Source organism: Chitinimonas lacunae, assembly GCF_042650885.1.
GTDB classification, from domain to species: domain Bacteria; phylum Pseudomonadota; class Gammaproteobacteria; order Burkholderiales; family Chitinimonadaceae; genus Chitinimonas_A; species Chitinimonas_A lacunae.
Genome location: NZ_JBHSBU010000001.1, coordinates 4,316,283 through 4,333,956 on the forward strand (window position 1 = coordinate 4,316,283; position 17,674 = coordinate 4,333,956).

Below are 17,674 nucleotides of genomic sequence, written 5' to 3' on the forward strand. Positions count from 1 at the left end.
TTTTTTAAAAAATAGATATATGGAAATTTGAGTCTTGCAAACAGTTTGCAGAATTCATTTACTTTCCATTGCCGTTTGCCGACAGCCCGAAAAACCGTCTGACCCGTTCGCGTAATTCCGCATATTGCGGCAAAGGCGCTGCCTGGATCACCTGGGGCGCCGAGTGCGCGTTCTGCGCCAGTCGCCGCTCCAGCACCCGCGAGATCAGATCGGCCAATTCAGGCCGGGCAGTCATGATGGCCTCGAAGCCCGCCCGGTCGAGCCGATAGCATTCGACATAGCTGCTGGCCACCACCGTCGCTGAGCGCGGGGCGCCGGTCATCAGCCCCATCTCGCCAAAGAAGTCGCCGGCGCTCAGATGGCCCAATAGCGTGGGCTGCGCGCTGTCATAGTCGCGCCAGATGTCCACTTCGCCCTGGGTCAGGATATACAGCCAGTGCGCCACCGCTCCCTGCCGACTGATCACATCGCCGCGCTCGAACGGGGCAAAGCGCAGTTGCAGTGCCAACTGACGCTTTTCCTCGTCGGTAAAGCCGGAAAACAGCTCGACCTCGGCCAGCGCTTCGAGCCGGCGGTTCAGATCCTGTGCCTGCTTGATCTGGGCGGTTTTGTCGTTGTCCTTGGTGACCACCACATTGTGGGTGTCGCTGGCAAGTGCAATATCGGCCCGGGCCAAGGCGGTCAGCAGATGGGCGCGTACCTGCGAGTCGGTCGGATCGTCGAGGGCAAAATCGGTCAGCCAGTAACGCAGCGCATAACGCGCCATGCCGTCGCGGGCCTCCATCAGCACGGCATTGGGCAGCGGCTCGCTGGCGACATTGCTGATCCGTGCGCTGTGGATGGCCTGCTCGACGCAATGGATCACCTGCGATGGCGGATGGCTCCAGTCAACCGAGAACCATACCCAGCGCCGCCACTGCAAACGGTCGTCGAACGGGCGGCCGATCACCTGAAAGCTGTTTTTCATCAACCAGGCATTGGGCACCACCACCGTTTCGCCGTTGCGGGTCTGAATCAGCGTGGAGCGCCAGCCGATCTGCAATACCCGGCCCGAGGCGTCGCCGACCTTGACCCATTGGCCCAGCTCAAGCGACTCGTCGAGCTGGATGGCGATGCCCGACAGGATATTGCCAAGCGTATCCTGCATCGAGAACGCGACCACCGCCGTCAGAATGGCCGAGGTGGCGACCAACTGGGTCAGGTCGACCCCGGCATAGCGCAGCCGCACCAGGCCCCAGATCACATAGGCGACCATCACCACCACGTCTTCCAGGATCCGGGGCAGCACGATATTGAACGAGGGCAGGATCAGCCGGAAAAAGATCAGCCCCCACAGCCGAATCATGATCATCCCCAGCAGCATCGTGAACAGGCCGGCCAGCATCGCGCCACCCTTGATGCCCAGATGCGCCGCCAGCTCGCCCAGCGCAAAGCCGAGGCTGCCCAGCCCCAGAAAGATCGTGGTCAGCCAGACATTGCGCCGTTCGGCGGGTCGGGCACGAAATAGCCAGACCAGCAAAGCAGCGTTGAAAACCAGTAAATACGGCCATTCCTGACGGAAAAGCATCTCAAGCATGTTGGGCATGGCGACAGCGACTCAGCAGCGGTTTGCTACGATGAAGCATAGTTTCCGCACAACGACCATGCCGCCTGCTGACCGTCAGTTCTTCCTGGGACGCCAACCAATCGTTGACCGCCGTCACGAATTGGTCGGCTATGAGCTGCTGTTTCGTCAGGGCGAGGTCGACCATGCGGAAGTGTCCGATGATGTGGTGGCCAGTGCAGCGGTGATCCAGCACACCTTTGCCGAACTGGGCCTGCGTTCAGTGCTGGGCGACAAGCTCGGCTTTATCAATCTGTCCGAAGAACTGCTGATGAGCGATCTGGTCGAGGTGCTGCCGCGCGAGCAGGTGGTGCTGGAAATCCTCGAAACCGTACCGCTTACCCCCATCGTGGTGCAGCGCTGCCGCCAGCTGCGCGCGGCCGGCTATCGACTGGCGCTTGATGATGTGATCCGCTTCGACGACCTGCAGAGGCCGCTGCTGCCGTTGCTGGAGGTGGTCAAGCTCGATGTGGTCAATATGACGCCGACGGCCATCGCCGAGCTGGTGCGGCAGCTCAAGCCCTACCGGGTACAGGTGCTGGCCGAGAAAATCGATACCGCCTCACAGCGCGATTTCTGTCTGCAACTGGGCTGTGATCTGTTCCAGGGCTATTACTTCGCCCGCCCCACGATCTTGTGTGGCCGACCGGTACAGCCGGCGACCCTGCTGCTGCTGCGTCTGCTCGCCCAGGTGACGGCCGACGCCGACAACGATGAGCTCGAAGACACGCTGAAACAGGCGCCCGACCTGACCGTTCATCTGCTCAAGCTGGTCAATTCGGTGGCAGTCGGCCAGGGCCGCAAGATTTCCAGCGTAGGCGCCGCGCTGACCTTGCTGGGTCGTGCCCAACTGCAACGCTGGGTGCAGATCATGGTGTTTGCCCGTCAGGCTGGCGGCGATGCCGGGTCCGACCCCTTGGTCCAGACCGCCGCCGTGCGCGGCCGCATGATGGAAAATCTGGCGGCGCTGCACGCCCCGGGCAACGAGTCGTTCCATGACCGCGCGTTTATGGTCGGCATGCTGAGCCTGATCGATGCCCTCTTTGGCCTGCCGATGACGGAACTGCTGCCGCCGCTGAACCTCGACGACAGCGTTCAGGCCGCGCTATTGCTCGAAAGCGGCTCGCTCGGCCATCTGCTGCGACTGGTGCGTGCAAGCGAAGCCGAAGACCAGGCGCAGATAATCGACATCCTGTCGCGCTCTGAGCGTTGGTCGCTCGATACCCTCAACCAGATCCAACTCGAAGCGCTTGCCTGGGCCAGCCGGCTCAGTGCGGCGCAATAAGCCAGGCAGACAGCGCATCCCAAGTACGTCAAGTCATAGGATGCCTGGTCAGGCAGGGGGCGAGCCGGCGATCATACTTTTTCAGCGCATCCGACGATGATTGCGAGGTTGGCTCGGACACTCGGTGAGCGCTATGCAGTTCATAGACTGCATCCGCTGCAAGTCAGGTTGTCTTTACTGTCGTTTTGGAGGGCGGGTGGTATTTTTGTGGAACTATCCCAGAATGTAGAAATGTGAAAAACTGAGAAGTATTTTTTCTCGCTACTTTTTTGCTTGCGTCATTACCCCCGGCATGCGGCGACGGCGTGCTCATGACAAGCTGGCGCGGCCGTGCTAAAAACGTCGGGCCGGGCGGTCCCGGCATACCGAGGAGTTCCCGATGGTCAAGCCCGCGATACGCCGCGACACCCCGGCGTGGATTATGCAAACCTGGCTGTCTTTCGTTGCGGCCCTGCTGCTGGCCTGTTTCGGCATCTACTATCTTCCGGTCGACCCGTGGCAGCGCGGTTTCGTCATCATGGCGCTGTTCTTCTCTCTGGGCTCGACCTTTTCCCTCGCCAAATCCATCCGTGACAACCGCGACCGCCAGGTCGATACGCCGGCCTGGATCTTTCAGGTCTGGAGCGCCTTTATCATCTCGGTCGGTTTCAGCGGCTTTGGCATCTACCATCTGCCGGTCGAAACCTGGGTCAAAGGCTATGCGGCGATTGCCCTGCTGTTTGCCCTGACCACGGCTTTTACGCTGGCCAAAACCATTCGCGACAATCAGGAAGCCGTTGATTTCAATGCCGCTGACCTCAATGGCGATGGCAGCGTGTCGCGTGAAGAGGCGGCCCGCCACCCCAAGCTGGCCAAGCGCTTTGAAGCGCTCGACCGCAACGGCGATGGCAAGCTCTCGGCCGAGGAATTTCGTCAGCGCACCGAGAAGACGGGAAGCTGATGGAGCTGCGCGGCGTCGATTTCACCAGCCGACCCGGCCAGCGCAAACCGATCACCCTGGCGCGCGGCGTCCTGCTCGCGCCGGGGCGGGTGCGGCTCGACAAGGTCGAGGCCCTGACTGACTTTGCCGCCTACGAGGCCATGCTGGCCGAGCCCGGGCCGTGGATCGCCGGTTTCGATTTCCCCTTCAGCTTTGCGCGCGAATTGATCGAAGGGCAGGGCTGGCCAACTGAATGGCCGGCCTTGATGCGCCATATGGCCGGGCTGCCGCGCCAGGAGATGGCGGAACGCTTTCGCCGCTGGTGCCAGGGCCGGCCGAGCGGCAACAAGCTATCGTGTCGGGCGACCGAACGGGCGGCCGGGTCGAATTCGTCGATGCAATGGTTTATCCCACCGGTGGCCTATATGCTGCGCGAAGGAGCGCCGCGACTGCTGGCGGCCGGGGTCGATGTGCCGGGGCTCCATCGCGGCGACCCGAGCCGGGTGGCGCTTGAAGCCTATCCGGCCATCCTCGCCCGTGCTGTGCTGGGGCGCGGCAAGGCGGGCAGCTATAAGCACGATCTTCCTGCCAAGCAGACGGCCGAGCACCGCGCCGGCCGCGAACGCATCGTGGCTGCACTGAGCGAGGGGCGGCATAACCTTGGCATCGGACTCGAACTGAGCGCCAGCCAGGCCGCTGAACTGATCGACGACGCCAGCGGCGACCGGCTCGATGCCGTGCTGTGCATGGTCCAGGCCGCCTGGGCCGAAGCGCGGCGCGAACAGGGGTTTGGATTGCCGCAGGGCTTTGATCCGCTCGAAGGCTGGATCATCACGGCCTGAGCCTGAAGACGCGGTGCGGAGATAGGGAACTGTCCGAGCGGCGCAGCTTAGCGCTTGGCCGCTGCGCGAGCGGGACGCCACGCTGGCGCATTTCCAGCCACTTCGGCGTGCCCGGACCTCAAAGCGCAGGTGTACAGCGCTCCCTCAGGCTTAGCGGTGACGCCGATTTAAATGGAAATGCGCCAAGCTTCCCAGGCTTGTCATGCTGCCGCGCGCAGCGGCGTCGTCAGCGCGGCGCGGGCGCGGAACACATCGCCCAGCAGCAGGATCGCCGGTCCGCTCAGTGCCAGTTGCGCCGCGTCGGGCAAGGTGGCCAGCGTGAAGGAGAATTCGCGGCAATCGGGACGCGAGGCCGATTCGACCAGCCGTACCGGCGTCGAAGCCGCCAGCCCCGCCGCCGTCAGCGCGGCGGCAATCTCCGCTGCCTGACGCACGCCCATATAGAGCACGGCCGTATCGGCTGCCGCGACGGCGCTGACCCAGTCGCTTCCCGTTTCGCCTTCGCCGACCCGGGCAGTAGCGAATACCACATTGCGCGCCACGCCACGCTCGGTCAGCGATACCCCCAGCTCGGCCGCAGCGGCCAGCGCGGCGGTGACGCCCGGGACGATTTCGGCCTTGATGCCGTGGGCCGCCAAGGCGTCGATTTCCTCCTGGGCGCGACCAAACAGACTCGGATCGCCACCTTTGAGCCGCACCACGGTGCCGAAGCGGGCGGCGCAATCGAGCAGGGTCTTGTTGATGAAACGCTGGGCGGTGGCAGCACCGGCGCAGCGTTTGCCGACCGCGATCAGTTGGGCCTGCGGGCAGTATTCGAGCATTTCCGGCTCGACCAGCGCGTCGTACAGCACCACATCGGCCCGCGCCAGCAGACGCATGCCGCGTACCGTGATCAGATCGGCAGCGCCTGGACCGGCACCTACCAGATAAACCTTGCCCATTCGAAATTCCTCAACAAGCCATATTCAACGCCAGAGTTTGCTTGTGGCGGTTTTTTGCTTACGGGATAAGCAATTTTTCCAAAAACATTCGGAATAAATGAAGCCTCAGACGACCCCGGTACGACGCCGGAACAGAGGCTGTACCGGCTCGACCGCCCCCTGGTAGAACTCGGTGAAGTCGTCGAGTCCTGCCAAAGCCTCATGGGGATCGCGGTCGGCCCGGATCTCAAAGGCATCGAAGCCACAACGGCGCAGATAGCACAGCGTGTCCTTGAAGACATCGCCAAAGGCCCGCAACTCGCCGCTGAAGCCATAACGCTCGCGCAGCAGGCGGCCGATGCTGAAACCACGGCCATCGGTAAAGCTCGGGAATTCCACGGCGATCAGCGGCAAGTCCGCGGCAGCCGTGCCGAGCGCTTCAGGTTCGTCGTCAGGCTTGAACCAGACGCCGATATCGTCGCGCCCGATCAGCTCGTCGCGCCGCTCAAGCCAGCTGGCAAGCGGAATGATGCAGTGGCCCGGAATGGGGTCATCGCAGGGTTCGAGCACCAGGGTCCAATGGTTGGCGCTGACAGAGCGGGCACCGCTGTGGCGGTCCAGTTTGATCAGATGCGGCTTAACCATGGGCGCGTTCCTTGGCATAGACCCGGCTCTTGAACGGCTCGATGCCGAGCCGGTCCACCAGCTCGACAAAGCGCTCGCCCGGCTGGCGCTGTTCGACATAGACCGAGATGATCTGGCTGATCACTTCAGGCATATCGTCCTGGGCAAACGAGGGGCCGATCACCTTGCCAAGGCTTGCCTGATGACCCTGGCGGCCACCCAGCGACACCTGATACCACTCGGAGCCGTTCTTATCGACGCCGAGGATGCCGATATGGCCGACGTGATGATGGCCGCAGGAATTCATGCAGCCCGAGATATTGAGGTCGATCTCGCCGAGGTCGAACAGATAGTCGAGATCGTCGAAACGCTGCTGGATCGCTTCGGCGATCGGAATCGACTTGGCATTGGCGAGCGAGCAGAAATCACCGCCGGGGCAGCAGACGATATCGGTCAGCAGGCCGATATTCGGGGTGGCGAAACCATGCTGCTTGGCCGCCTCCCACAAAGCCGGCAGATCGCGCTGCCGCACATCGGCCAGGATCAGGTTCTGTTCGTGGCTGACCCGCAGCTCGCCAAAGCTGTAGCGCTCGGCGAGCTCGGCGGCGGCGTCGAGTTGCTCGGCCTGGGCGTCCCCGGGTGCCCGGCCGGTGGCCTTGAGCGATAAGGTGACCGCCGCGTAGCCCGGCCGCTTGTGGCGAAAGACATTGCGTTCGGCCCAGCGCGAGAAAGATTTATTTTCTCTTAAGAGATTCGAATATTCTGGCGATGAGTCAGGCAGATTTTCATATATTGGATCAGTGAAGGCCACTGCCACCCGGGCGATTTCCGCCTCGGTCAGCGTGGCCGGGCCATCGCGCAGATGGTCCCACTCGGCTTCGACCTTGGCAGCAAAAGCGGCTGGGGTCATGGCCTTGACCAGGATCTTGATGCGCGCCTTGTATTTGTTGTCGCGCCGGCCGTAGCGGTTATAGACCCGCAGGATGGCGTCGAGATAACTGAGCAGATGCTGGCGCGGCAGGAAATCGCGGATAACGGCGCCGACCATCGGGGTGCGGCCCAGCCCGCCGCCCACCAGGATGCGGAAACCCACTTCGCCTGCTGCGTCGCGCACCATATGGATGCCGATATCGTGTACCAGGGTCGCGGCACGATCCTCGACCGAGCCGGAGACGGCGATCTTGAATTTACGCGGCAGAAAGGCGAATTCGGGATGGAAGGTGGACCACTGCCGGATCAGCTCGCACCAGGGGCGCGGATCGAGCAGTTCGTCGTGGGCGACGCCGGCAAACTGGTCGGTGGTGGTATTGCGGATGCAGTTGCCCGAGGTCTGGATCGCATGCATCTGCACCTTGGCCAGTTCCGCCAGGATATCGGGCACTTTCTCGAGCGCCGGCCAGTTGAACTGGACATTCTGCCGGGTGGTGAAATGGGCGTAGCCACGGTCGTAGTCGCGGGCAATCCGGGCCAGGGTGCGCAACTGGTCGGCGCGCAGATGGCCGTAGGGAATGGCGACCCGCAGCATCGGGGCATGGCGCTGGATATATAGCCCGTTCTGCAATCGCAGCGGCCGGAATTCATCGTCGCTGAGCTGACCCGCCAGATAACGGCGGGTCTGATCGCGAAACTGGGCCACGCGCTGGTCGACGATGGCCTGGTCGTAGTCGTCGTAAACGTACATCGGTCGGGGAGCGGGAACGGTGGGGATCGGCCTTGCACTGTAGCAACCGCCGCTTGCACGCCCGAACGAATATTTTCTTCTATTGAAATGCCGTGCCCTGGCCCATGGAAAAAGGGGAACCCATCGGGTTCCCCTTCATTGACTGCACGACAGCTGAGGCTTAGAAGAAGGTGTACTTGGCACCCAGCTTCACGAAGCGACCCTTGATGCTGTGCATCTCGTTGGCGGTGGTGCCATCGCGGACCCAGGCATCGTAGTCGATCGGCGTGTCGCGATCGAACAGGTTACGCACCGACAGCGACAGCTCCAGGTTCTTCACGCCGGTGTAGCTCAGCGAGCCATCGACCGTGGTGAACGAAGCGATGCGGCAATCACTGTCGCTACCGCCACGCGACTTGCAGCTGTTGTACGAGCTGGTGTACGCCTTCATATCGTCGACGAAGTTCAGGCGCAGGCCGGTGTTCCAGTTGCGATAGTCCCAATCGGTCTTGAGCACGGCACGCAGACGCGGATAGCCCGTGATGCCGACATACTTGGCGACTTCCGGATCACCCGGGGTCGAACGGTCGTAGCTGAGCAGGTAGCTGGCTTCCAGACCGAAGTTCAGACGACCCATGGTCTCGGTACGCAGACGGTACTTGGCATCGATATCGATACCGGAAGTCTTGGTCTTGGCGTAGTTGATCCAGCCCTTGCGCAGTGCCGAGATCTGACCCACGGTGAAGCCGTCGGCGATGTCCTGGGTGGTCAGCGGATCACGCAGCACCGAACCCGGGTTCTTGTCTTCGTTGTCGAGGATGTCGCTGTTGCTCAGCGTGTCGATCTCGTTGCGACGGGTAATCTTGTACCAGTCGAAGGTCATGCTGAACGACGGCGTCGGCTCGAACACGAAGCCCACGGTATGGCTCTTCGATTTTTCCGGCTGCAGGTCCTTGTTCGGGACGATCAGCGTACCGATGCTGGCCGAGCAGTTGTCTTCAAGCAGACGGTTGGCGCGGACCGGGTCGGTGTTCTTGAGCTGTTCGTACAGCGCGTTGGCACGGTCGCAACGCTTCGGATCTTCCACGTTCGGGGCAAAGGCCGAAGTGAAGCCATCGACGGTCTCAGGCAGGTTCGGGGCGCGGAAGCCTTCGGTATAGGTGCCACGCAGCACGAACTTCGGGTTGACCTGGAAGCGCAGACCGACCTTCGGCGTGACCGAATGGCCGTAGTTGCTGTACTTGTCGCCACGCAGCGCCAGTTGGGCTTCGAGGGCCTGGGTTACCGGCACGATCAGCTCACCGAAGGCCGAGTACTGGTTACGCGAGCCGTTCACGTTGCTGGTACCGTAGTTGACGATATCGGCGCGGTTGTAACGGTCGTCGTTGACCCGCTTGTAGGTCTCGTGGCGGCCGTCGATACCGATGGCCATATGCAGCGGACCGGCCGGCAGTTCGGCGATCTCGCGGCTGCCCTTGATATCGAAGAAGCTGGCGGTCGATTTACCCGTGTTCTTGAGGCTCGGGAAGATCTTGGCCAGCACGGCAGCATCGTTCTGCTGGCCGAACTTGTACTCGCCCTTGGCGAAGGCATCGAGCCAGCCGCTCAGGCTCATGCCGCCACGGCGCAGCTGTTCGACTTCGCTCGAGGCGTAGCCGATGGCGCCTTGCAGATCCCAGTCGGCGAAGTTGCCCGACAGACCGGCCAGCACGCGCATCTGGTCGCCGGTCACCTTGTTGGTGCCGTTGCCCATATCGGCGAAGCGGTAGCGGAAGCCGACTTGCTGGCCCGTGGTGTTGTACGGATGGTTGGCCGGCAGCTTGGCGCCCGGCAGGGTCATCACGTCGCCGGTCTGGGCGTTGTACCAGGTGCTGTCCAGGTCATCCAGATAGGTGGCCGGGCTGTTGTACATCGTTTCCTGACGGGAGTAACTCGCTTCGGCAAAGCCCGACAGGTTTTCGTTGAAGTTGACGTTGAAGCGGCCGAACACGGTGTGGCGCTCGGAGTTCGGCACGATTTCGTACAGCGACCATTGGTCGTAACGGCAGGCACCGCTTTCGACCAGTTGGGGCGGGCAGTTGCCCACGGCTTGCAGACGGCCGTTGACGATATAGTTGCCCGGATAGGAGTAGGTGGAGCGCAGGCCGATGGTCGGCACCAGGCGCTTGAGCGTCGGATTGATCTCGTCCATGCGCTCGCGCATGAACAGATTTTCGCGCTTGAAGTATTCGTAGTTGACGAAGGCGTTGTACTTGTTCTGCGCCAGATCACCGAAACCGGCGGTGATGGTGGCGTTATATTCGTCGTAGTCGTTATGGGTGGTGGACTTGCCGCCCGAGGCCGAAGCGATCAGGCCTTTGAAGTCCTTGCGGGTGATCACGTTGATCACGCCGGCGATGGCGTCGGAACCGTAGATGGCCGAAGCGCCGTCTTTGAGCACGTCGACACGCTCGATGACTTCGAGCGGCAGGGCGTCGAGGTTGGCGAAGGTGACCTGGGCGCCATCGGCGAAACCGTAGTTGGCGAGGCGGCGGCCATTGAGCAGCAGCAGGGTGGCTTGGGAGCCAAGGCTGCGCAGCGAGGCGGCCGAGGCACCACCAGCGAACGAGGAACCACCGCCCAGTTCGTTGAGGCCGTTGGTACCGCTGGAGGTCAGGTTCTGGATCACTTCCGTCACGGTCTGGGCGCCGGAACGTTTGATCTCGTCACGGGTCATCACCAGAACCGGGGAGGCGGTTTCCTTGTTGATGCGCTTGATGTTGGTGCCGGTGACTTCGATCTTTTCGACCTTTTGCGTGGTCTCGGCGGCCATGACCTGAGCCGGCAGCAGCACGCCGATGGCGGCTACCGCTTGGGCGATAGTTTTGATTTTCACTGAGTGTTCCCCTAAGTTTTCGAACGCGGCCTAGCTGTGAACGGAAATCGACGGGCGGTGCGGGAAAGCGCCAAGGCTGGTCCGGTATCCCACAGGGCGCCGGGAGTCGATTGCAACAGAACAAACGTCTTGATTTATTGCAATGTCATGCTGCCGTCCAAATAGACTCCCCGGAATGTACTGAGGCAGGCGCTGGCTAGGCAAGTCTGCCGCTCGCCCCAAGCAGCTACTGTCGGATTTTTGCATCCCCGTCATGTTGCGCTGCGAGCTGTGTTGGCCCTGGCGACAGGAGTACAATCCGGCCCTTCACACCTGGTATGGCTTAACTGCGACAGGACTGGATCGGCCGCTGCGGCGGCGTCTTTTCGCATCCTTCCGCCACCGGTTCATCTGCCTGGCGGCCGGGTGGTTATCAAAAAATACGGGACCATTGACTACATGAAACTCGACGCCGCGACGCCGCAACCGATTTATCTCAAGGATTACACCCCGCCCGCTTTCCTGATCGATCAGGTCGATCTGACCTTCGAACTCGACGAGGAAGCGACCCGCGTCACCTCGCGGCTGGTGCTGCACCGCAATCCTGCCCATCCGGACCGGGGCGCGGCGCTGCGGCTCGATGGTCGCGAGATGACGCTCGAATCATTGCGCCTCGACGGCGTGGCTCTCGAAGCGGATGCCTACCAGCTCGACGAAGAAAGCCTGACCATCGCCGCCGTGCCGGATACCGCCATCCTCGAAGTGGTGACGTTGATCCATCCTGAGCTCAACACCAGCCTGATGGGTCTCTACAAGTCCAACGGCAACTTCTTTACCCAATGCGAGGCCGAGGGCTTTCGCAAGATCACCTACTATCTCGACCGACCCGATGTGATGGCGCGCTTTACCACTACCATCGTGGCCGACCGGGCCAAATATCCGGTGCTGTTGTCCAACGGCAACCGGGTGGGCGACGGCCAGTTCGACCGCAACCGCCATTGGGTCAAGTGGGTGGACCCGTTCCGTAAGCCGGCCTATCTGTTTGCCCTGGTGGCCGGCCGGCTGGGCAAGGTGGAAGACAGCTTTGTCACGGCATCAGGCCGTGCCGTGGCGCTGGAGATCTATGTCGAGCCGCACGATCTCGACAAATGCGCCCACGCCATGAATTCGGTCAAGAAATCGATGCAGTGGGACGAACAGGTGTTCGGCCTCGAATACGACCTCGACAGCTATATGATCGTGGCCGTCAGCGACTTCAATATGGGGGCGATGGAGAACAAGGGCCTCAATATCTTCAATACCGCCTATGTGCTGGCCCGGCCCGACACTGCGACCGACACCGATTTCGACGGCATCGAAGCGGTGATCGCCCACGAATACTTCCACAACTGGACCGGCAACCGCGTCACCTGCCGCGACTGGTTCCAGCTCAGCCTCAAGGAAGGGCTGACGGTATTCCGCGATCAGGAATTCTCGGCCGATATGGGCAGCCGCGCCGTCAAGCGCATCGAGGACGTGCGTACCCTGCGCACCCACCAGTTTGCCGAGGATGCCGGACCGATGGCCCATCCGGTACGGCCCGACAGCTATATCGAAATCAATAACTTCTATACCGTCACCATCTACGAGAAGGGCGCCGAGGTGGTGCGGATGTATCACACGCTGCTTGGCCGCGAAGGCTTCCGCCGTGGAATGGATCTGTATTTCAAGCGTCACGATGGCCAGGCTGTCACCTGTGACGACTTCCGGGCCGCAATGGCCGATGCCAACGGCGTCGATCTGACCCAGTTCGCCCGCTGGTACTCGCAAGCCGGCACGCCGGTGCTGCGTGTGCGCGGCCACTACGATGCCGCCGCGCGTACCTATACCCTCGATGTGGCCCAGTCCTGCCCGGCCACGCCGGGTCAGCCGACCAAGCTGCCGTTCCATATCCCGCTGGTGCTGGGCCTGGTCGGGCCCGATGGCGTCGATCTGCCGCTGCGGCTCGAAGGCGAGCCCGCTGCCGCCGCTGGCAGCCGGGTGCTTGACGTTACCGAAGCCGAGCAGCGCTTTGTCTTTGTCGACGTGGCGGTCGAGCCGGTGCCTTCGCTGCTGCGCGGCTTCTCGGCCCCGGTCAAGCTCGACTATCCGTACAGCCGCGCCCAACTGGTCCATCTGATGGCCCATGACAGCGATCCGTTCTGCCGTTGGGAAGCTGCCCAGACGCTGCTGTTGCAGGACCTGAACGGCCTGATCGACGCTGCCCGTGCCGGCCGGCCGCTGCAACTGGCCGACGATGTGGTGGCGGCCTTCCGCAGCATGCTGGCCGACACCTCGCTCGATCCAGCGCTGACGGCGCTGATGCTGACGTTGCCGGCCGAGAGCTACCTGGCCGACCAGCAGCAGGAGATCGACCCCGATGCCATCCGCACCGCACTGAACTTCGTGCGTCTGGGTCTGGCGCGCGGTCTGCGCAACGAGCTGAAGCAGACCTACAGCCGCCTGAACGACGGTGCTGCCTATCGTTTCACTGCCGCCGACGTGGCGCGTCGTTCGCTCAAGAATGTCTGTCTGGCCTATCTGGTCGAGCTCGACGAACCGGCCCTGGTCGAGCTGGCGCAGAAGCAGTACCGCGACGCCAGCAATATGACCGACGCCTACGCCGCGCTGGCCTGCCTGGTCGAGCGGGAAGCCGGTGACGAGGCACTGGCCCAGTTCGCCAGCAAATGGGCCGATGAGGCGCTGGTCATGGACAAGTGGTTTGCCCTGCAGGCCTCGTCGCGTCGTCGCGGCACGGTCGAGCATGTGCGGGCCTTGCTCGAACACCCGAGCTTCCAGCTGACCAACCCGAACAAGGTCCGTGCGCTGATCGGTGGTCTGCTGGCGCGCAATCTGGCCGGCTTCCACCGCGCCGATGGCAGTGGCTACGAGTTCGCCGCCGAGATGATCCTGGCGCTCGACAAGCTCAACCCGCAGATCGCGGCCCGTCAGGTGGCTTCCTTCAATCGCTGGCGCAAGCTCGAACCGAACCGTCGTGCCGCGATGAAGGCAGCGCTGGAGCGGATTGCCGCCGAAAGCGGGCTGTCGCGCGACGTGTACGAGATTGTGGCCAAGAACCTCCAGTAAACCAGCCGCCGGCCGGCAAGCGGTTTTCGCTTGCCGCGCCGGTATTTACTGCAATAATGCAGTTTAAGTTCTGGCTAATTCGGTGCCGTCGCGCCGTCACAAGGAGTAGTTCGATGCAAGCCGCGATCCTTCTGGTGGAAGACAACCCCGACGATGAGGCGTTGACGGTCCGTGCTTTTAGCAAGAACAGCATCCAGAACCCGATCGTGGTAGCCCACGATGGCCAGGAAGCCCTGGACTATCTCTATGGCACCGGCCGCTACGCCGGGCGCGATCTCTCCAGCCGGCCGGTCCTTATCCTGCTCGACATCAAGTTGCCCAAACTCAACGGCATCGAGGTGCTGCGCCAGATCCGCGGTCACGAGGCTACCCGGCTGATCCCGGTGGTAGTGCTGACCACATCGAAAGAAGAAGACGATCTGGTCAAGAGCTACAGCCTCGGTGCCAACAGCTATATCCGCAAGCCAGTCGATTTCCAGCAATTTATGGAGGTGGTACGGCAGGTCGGTATCTACTGGTTGATGCTGAACGAGCCCGTCCACGCCTGATCCCTGCCTAAGCGGATGGACCAAGCCCAGACTCCCGCCCTGTTGCGAGTGCTCGTTGTCGATGACTCCGAAGACGACGCCCTGCTCGACGTACTGGCCCTGCGGCGTCAGGGTTACGACGTGCAATACATCCGGGTCGATACCCCGGAGGCCATGGCCGAGGCGCTGCAACGCAATTCCTGGGACCTGGTGCTGTCCGACTACTCAATGCCGCAGTTCTCCGCCATGGATGCGCTGCGCTGCTTTCGCGAATCCGGCCTGATCATTCCCTTTATCGTCGTCACCGGCACCATCGGCGAAGAGTCGGCGGTGGCCATGATGAAGGCTGGCGTCAACGATTTCGTCCTGAAAACCCATTTGAAACGTCTGCCGGGCGTGGTCGAGCGCGAGCTGCGCGAGGCCGACAACCGCCGCGCCAAGCTGGCTGCCGAGGCGGCCCTGCGTGAAAGCCAGGAGCGCTACGAACTGGCCATCCGCGGTGCCAACGACGGTCTGTGGGACTGGAATATCGCCGAGCGCACCATCTATTTCTCGCCGCGCTGGAAAGCCATGCTTGGCTACGACGAAGAGGAACTGATCGGGGTCGAACCGGAAAGCTGGCTGCGCTTTGCCCATCCCGACGAGATCGACAATCTGCGCCAGCGCCTGATCCAGCACCTCAAAGGCGAGACGCCGCATTTCGAGGCCGAACATCGGGTGCGCCATAAGGACGGCAGTTGGCGCTGGGTGCTGACCCGCGGCATGGCCCTGATCGATCCCAATACCCGGCTGGCGTACCGGATGGCCGGTTCGCTGACCGATATCACCGAGCGTAAGCGGACTGAAGAGCAACTGCTGTACGACGCGCTGCACGACAGCCTCACCGGCCTTGCCAACCGCGCGCTGTTCACCGATTTCCTGGGCTTTGCCCTGGGGCATGCGCTGCGTGATAACGGCTATCTGTGTGCCGTGCTGTGCCTGAATCTCGAACGTTTCCGCTATATCAACGACAGCTTTGGCCACCGGGTAGGCGACCGTATTCTGCGTATCACGGCCGAGCGTCTGTCGGCGGTGCGGCGGCCCGGCGACGTGGTGGCACGCTTTGGCGGTGATGAATTCGCCATCTTGCTCGACGCGATCGCAAGCCCGGCCGAGGCCATGGCCTTTACCGAGAATATGCTGCGCGAGCTGGCACAGCCGGTTGATATCGAGGGGCACGAAGTCTATCCGGGCGCCCGGGTCGGTATCTCGCTGTCGTCGGGCGGCTATACCCACCCCGAGGAAATGATCCGCGACGCCGACACCGCCATGCATCGGGCCAAATCGCATGGCAAGGTCAAATACGAGCTGTTCAATCGGGAGATGCACGGCACCATGCTGCGTGCACTCAAGATGGAACAGGAGATGCGCCGTGCCCTCGAGGCACGCGAATTCGTGCCGTTCTACCAGCCCATCGTCGATCTGCGCAGCGGCCGCATCGCCGCCTTTGAAGCCCTGGTGCGCTGGCGGCAGAGCGATGGCAGTTTGGTCAGTCCGGCTGAATTCATTCCGCTGTCGGAAGAGTTGGGCCTGATCAACGCGATCGGCCGCCAGATGCTCGAACTCGCCTCCTTGCAGATCGCTGAATGGCGGCAGCGCTTTCCTTCTGAGGTGCTGCGGGTCAGCGTCAATCTATCGGGCAAGCAGTTCAACCAGGACGATCTGGTCCAGCAGATCGACGGCGCCATCGAAGCCGCCCAGATCGAGCCCGATCTGCTTGAACTCGAAATCACCGAAACCATCCTGATGGAGAACACCGACGCCATCGTCTCGATGCTGGAAACCCTGCGCGATCGCGGCATCCAGATACTGATGGACGATTTCGGCACCGGCTATTCTTCGCTGTCCTATCTGCACCGCTTCCCCAGCAACGCCCTCAAGATCGACGGCTCCTTCGTGCGTCGTATCACCGACGACCGCGGCAGCGCCGAGATCGTCCGCACCATCGTGCTGCTTGGCCACAACCTTGGCATGAAAGTGATCGCCGAGGGAGTCGAGACCAAGGAGCAGCTTGCCACGCTGCGCGGCATGGCGTGCGACTATGCCCAGGGCTATCTGTTTGCCCGGCCGCTGCCGGCGGCCGATGCGACCGAACTGGTGGCCAGCAAGACTCGTTGGTGATTAATCTGCCAAACGAGCGCTAGAGCTAGTCTGATTTTCTTTCGAAAATTAAATTTATATGGTGATATGGCTTGATGGGTGCAACAGACGCATCCGAGCCTGCCTCAGACCTGCCCGAGGAACCAGTTCACGATATAGAAATGGTCTTCGAACAGTTGCTCTTCCATCCGGTTGAACTCGAACAGCGGCAGCCACTTGGCCTTATCGGCGTCATCGCCGCCACGCACCTTGGGCAGTCCCTCCTGGGTGGGGGCGAGTTCGATCAGAAAAGCATGGGTGATGGTGCGGCCGCGCAAGGATCGGTGCGGATGATCGAATACCCGCGAGCCGCGCACCGAGCCTGCCAGCACGGCGGCTGGCACCTTGAGCCGGCTCTCTTCCTTGAGTTCGCGGATCACCGCATCGCGAATCCGTTCATGCGGCTGGACAAAGCCGCCGGGCAGCGACCACAGCCCCTTGCCCGGCTGGGAGCGGCGCCGCACCAGCAGGACATGGCCTGAGTGGATCACCACGGCATCGACAGTGACGAAGGTCGGCGGATAGGGCGCTGCGGCCCAGCTTTGGCGGTAGCGCTTGATGAACAGGTATTCGCTTTGCAGATGGGCAAAGATTTCGCTGTGGCGGAAGGCGAGCAGCCAGTCGAACACCGGAGCGGGCAACAAGGCGCGACAGGCGCTGAAGTCATCGGCGCGCTCGGGGTCGAAGAAGGCCTGACGGATGCGTGAGGCCTGGACTTCGGGAATTTCGGGCGCCTCGACCCGGGTCCATTGCGGAAACAGATCGAGATAATCGCCGCTGCCGCCGCGCGGCGGGCCGACGATGCCGATGCGGAACTGCGCCTGCCGGCTGCCAAGGTCGGTGGTATCGACGGCGATCACCCGATCGACCAGGTTTTGTACCTCGGTCAGCCATTGCTGGTCGTTGTACATGCGGTCGGACACGCCGACCACGAACACCCGTTCGCCTTCCTCCTGGCTCAGCGAAGCGCGGATAAGCTGTTCGCGCTCATCGACGGTCCAGGGATTGCGGGTGGTACGGGCCTGCCGGGCTGAACCGCACAGGACGATCACTTTGTCGGCGAGTCGCAGCGCGTGTTGCAGCGTCCATAGATGCCCGTTATGGAAGGGAAAGAAGCGGCCGATGAAGATCAGATAATCGAATTCATGCATCGGCCG

Annotated in this window: 12 protein-coding genes; 6 read left to right on the forward strand and 6 right to left on the reverse strand. The window is 62.2% G+C overall.

Going from position 1 to position 17,674, the window contains the following annotated elements:
• Positions 1-58: 58 nt before the first annotated feature.
• Positions 59-1,576, reverse strand: a complete 1,518-nt coding sequence (locus tag ACFOW7_RS18465) for a cyclic nucleotide-binding domain-containing protein (protein WP_378167142.1) — start codon at positions 1,574-1,576, stop codon at positions 59-61.
• A 40-nt stretch (positions 1,577-1,616) separates the two neighbouring features.
• Between ACFOW7_RS18465 and ACFOW7_RS18470 the strand changes: the two genes are divergently transcribed.
• The 3 genes from ACFOW7_RS18470 to ACFOW7_RS18480 all read left to right on the forward strand — a co-directional run bounded on the left by ACFOW7_RS18470 (position 1,617) and on the right by ACFOW7_RS18480 (position 4,649).
• The gene (locus tag ACFOW7_RS18470; RefSeq protein WP_378167144.1) at positions 1,617-2,888 is read left to right on the forward strand and encodes an EAL and HDOD domain-containing protein; all 1,272 of its coding nucleotides are present in this window, start codon (positions 1,617-1,619) and stop codon (positions 2,886-2,888) included.
• 379 nt (positions 2,889-3,267) lie between these two features.
• On the forward strand, positions 3,268-3,828 hold the full coding sequence (locus tag ACFOW7_RS18475) for a YiaA/YiaB family inner membrane protein (protein WP_378167147.1): 561 nt from the start codon (positions 3,268-3,270) through the stop codon (positions 3,826-3,828).
• On the forward strand, positions 3,828-4,649 hold the full coding sequence (locus ACFOW7_RS18480; protein ID WP_378167149.1) for a DUF429 domain-containing protein: 822 nt from the start codon (positions 3,828-3,830) through the stop codon (positions 4,647-4,649). Before ACFOW7_RS18475 ends, ACFOW7_RS18480 begins: the two co-directional genes overlap by 1 nt.
• Before the next feature lie 200 nt (positions 4,650-4,849).
• Here the strand turns inward: ACFOW7_RS18480 and cobA are convergent, their stop codons facing one another.
• The 4 genes from cobA to ACFOW7_RS18500 all read right to left on the reverse strand — a co-directional run bounded on the left by cobA (position 4,850) and on the right by ACFOW7_RS18500 (position 10,728).
• Positions 4,850-5,590, reverse strand: coding sequence for a uroporphyrinogen-III C-methyltransferase (gene cobA / locus ACFOW7_RS18485; RefSeq protein ID WP_378167151.1), 741 nt, complete (start codon positions 5,588-5,590; stop codon positions 4,850-4,852).
• Positions 5,591-5,695: 105 nt separating this feature from the next.
• Entirely contained in the window at positions 5,696-6,214 is a 519-nt protein-coding gene (locus tag ACFOW7_RS18490) for a DUF934 domain-containing protein (protein ID WP_378167153.1), read from the reverse strand.
• Complete coding sequence (locus tag ACFOW7_RS18495) at positions 6,207-7,874, reverse strand: nitrite/sulfite reductase (protein ID WP_378167155.1); 1,668 nt, start codon at positions 7,872-7,874, stop codon at positions 6,207-6,209. The genes ACFOW7_RS18490 and ACFOW7_RS18495 overlap by 8 nt, the downstream gene beginning before the upstream one ends.
• Before the next feature lie 160 nt (positions 7,875-8,034).
• Complete coding sequence (locus tag ACFOW7_RS18500; RefSeq protein WP_378167157.1) at positions 8,035-10,728, reverse strand: TonB-dependent receptor; 2,694 nt, start codon at positions 10,726-10,728, stop codon at positions 8,035-8,037.
• 438 nt (positions 10,729-11,166) lie between these two features.
• On the opposite strand from ACFOW7_RS18500, the gene pepN reads away from it, so the two are divergent.
• From pepN to ACFOW7_RS18515, 3 genes are all read left to right on the forward strand, one after another.
• The gene (gene pepN, locus ACFOW7_RS18505; protein WP_378167159.1) at positions 11,167-13,812 is read left to right on the forward strand and encodes an aminopeptidase N; all 2,646 of its coding nucleotides are present in this window, start codon (positions 11,167-11,169) and stop codon (positions 13,810-13,812) included.
• Between the two features lie 113 nt (positions 13,813-13,925).
• Positions 13,926-14,360, forward strand: coding sequence for a response regulator (locus ACFOW7_RS18510; RefSeq protein WP_378167161.1), 435 nt, complete (start codon positions 13,926-13,928; stop codon positions 14,358-14,360).
• Positions 14,361-14,375: 15 nt separating this feature from the next.
• On the forward strand, positions 14,376-16,499 hold the full coding sequence (locus ACFOW7_RS18515) for a putative bifunctional diguanylate cyclase/phosphodiesterase (protein ID WP_378167163.1): 2,124 nt from the start codon (positions 14,376-14,378) through the stop codon (positions 16,497-16,499).
• Between the two features lie 104 nt (positions 16,500-16,603).
• Here ACFOW7_RS18515 and ACFOW7_RS18520 read toward each other — a convergent pair whose 3' ends face one another.
• The gene (locus tag ACFOW7_RS18520) at positions 16,604-17,668 is read right to left on the reverse strand and encodes a bifunctional nicotinamide-nucleotide adenylyltransferase/Nudix hydroxylase (protein WP_378167165.1); all 1,065 of its coding nucleotides are present in this window, start codon (positions 17,666-17,668) and stop codon (positions 16,604-16,606) included.
• Between the last annotated feature and the right edge of the window lie 6 nt (positions 17,669-17,674).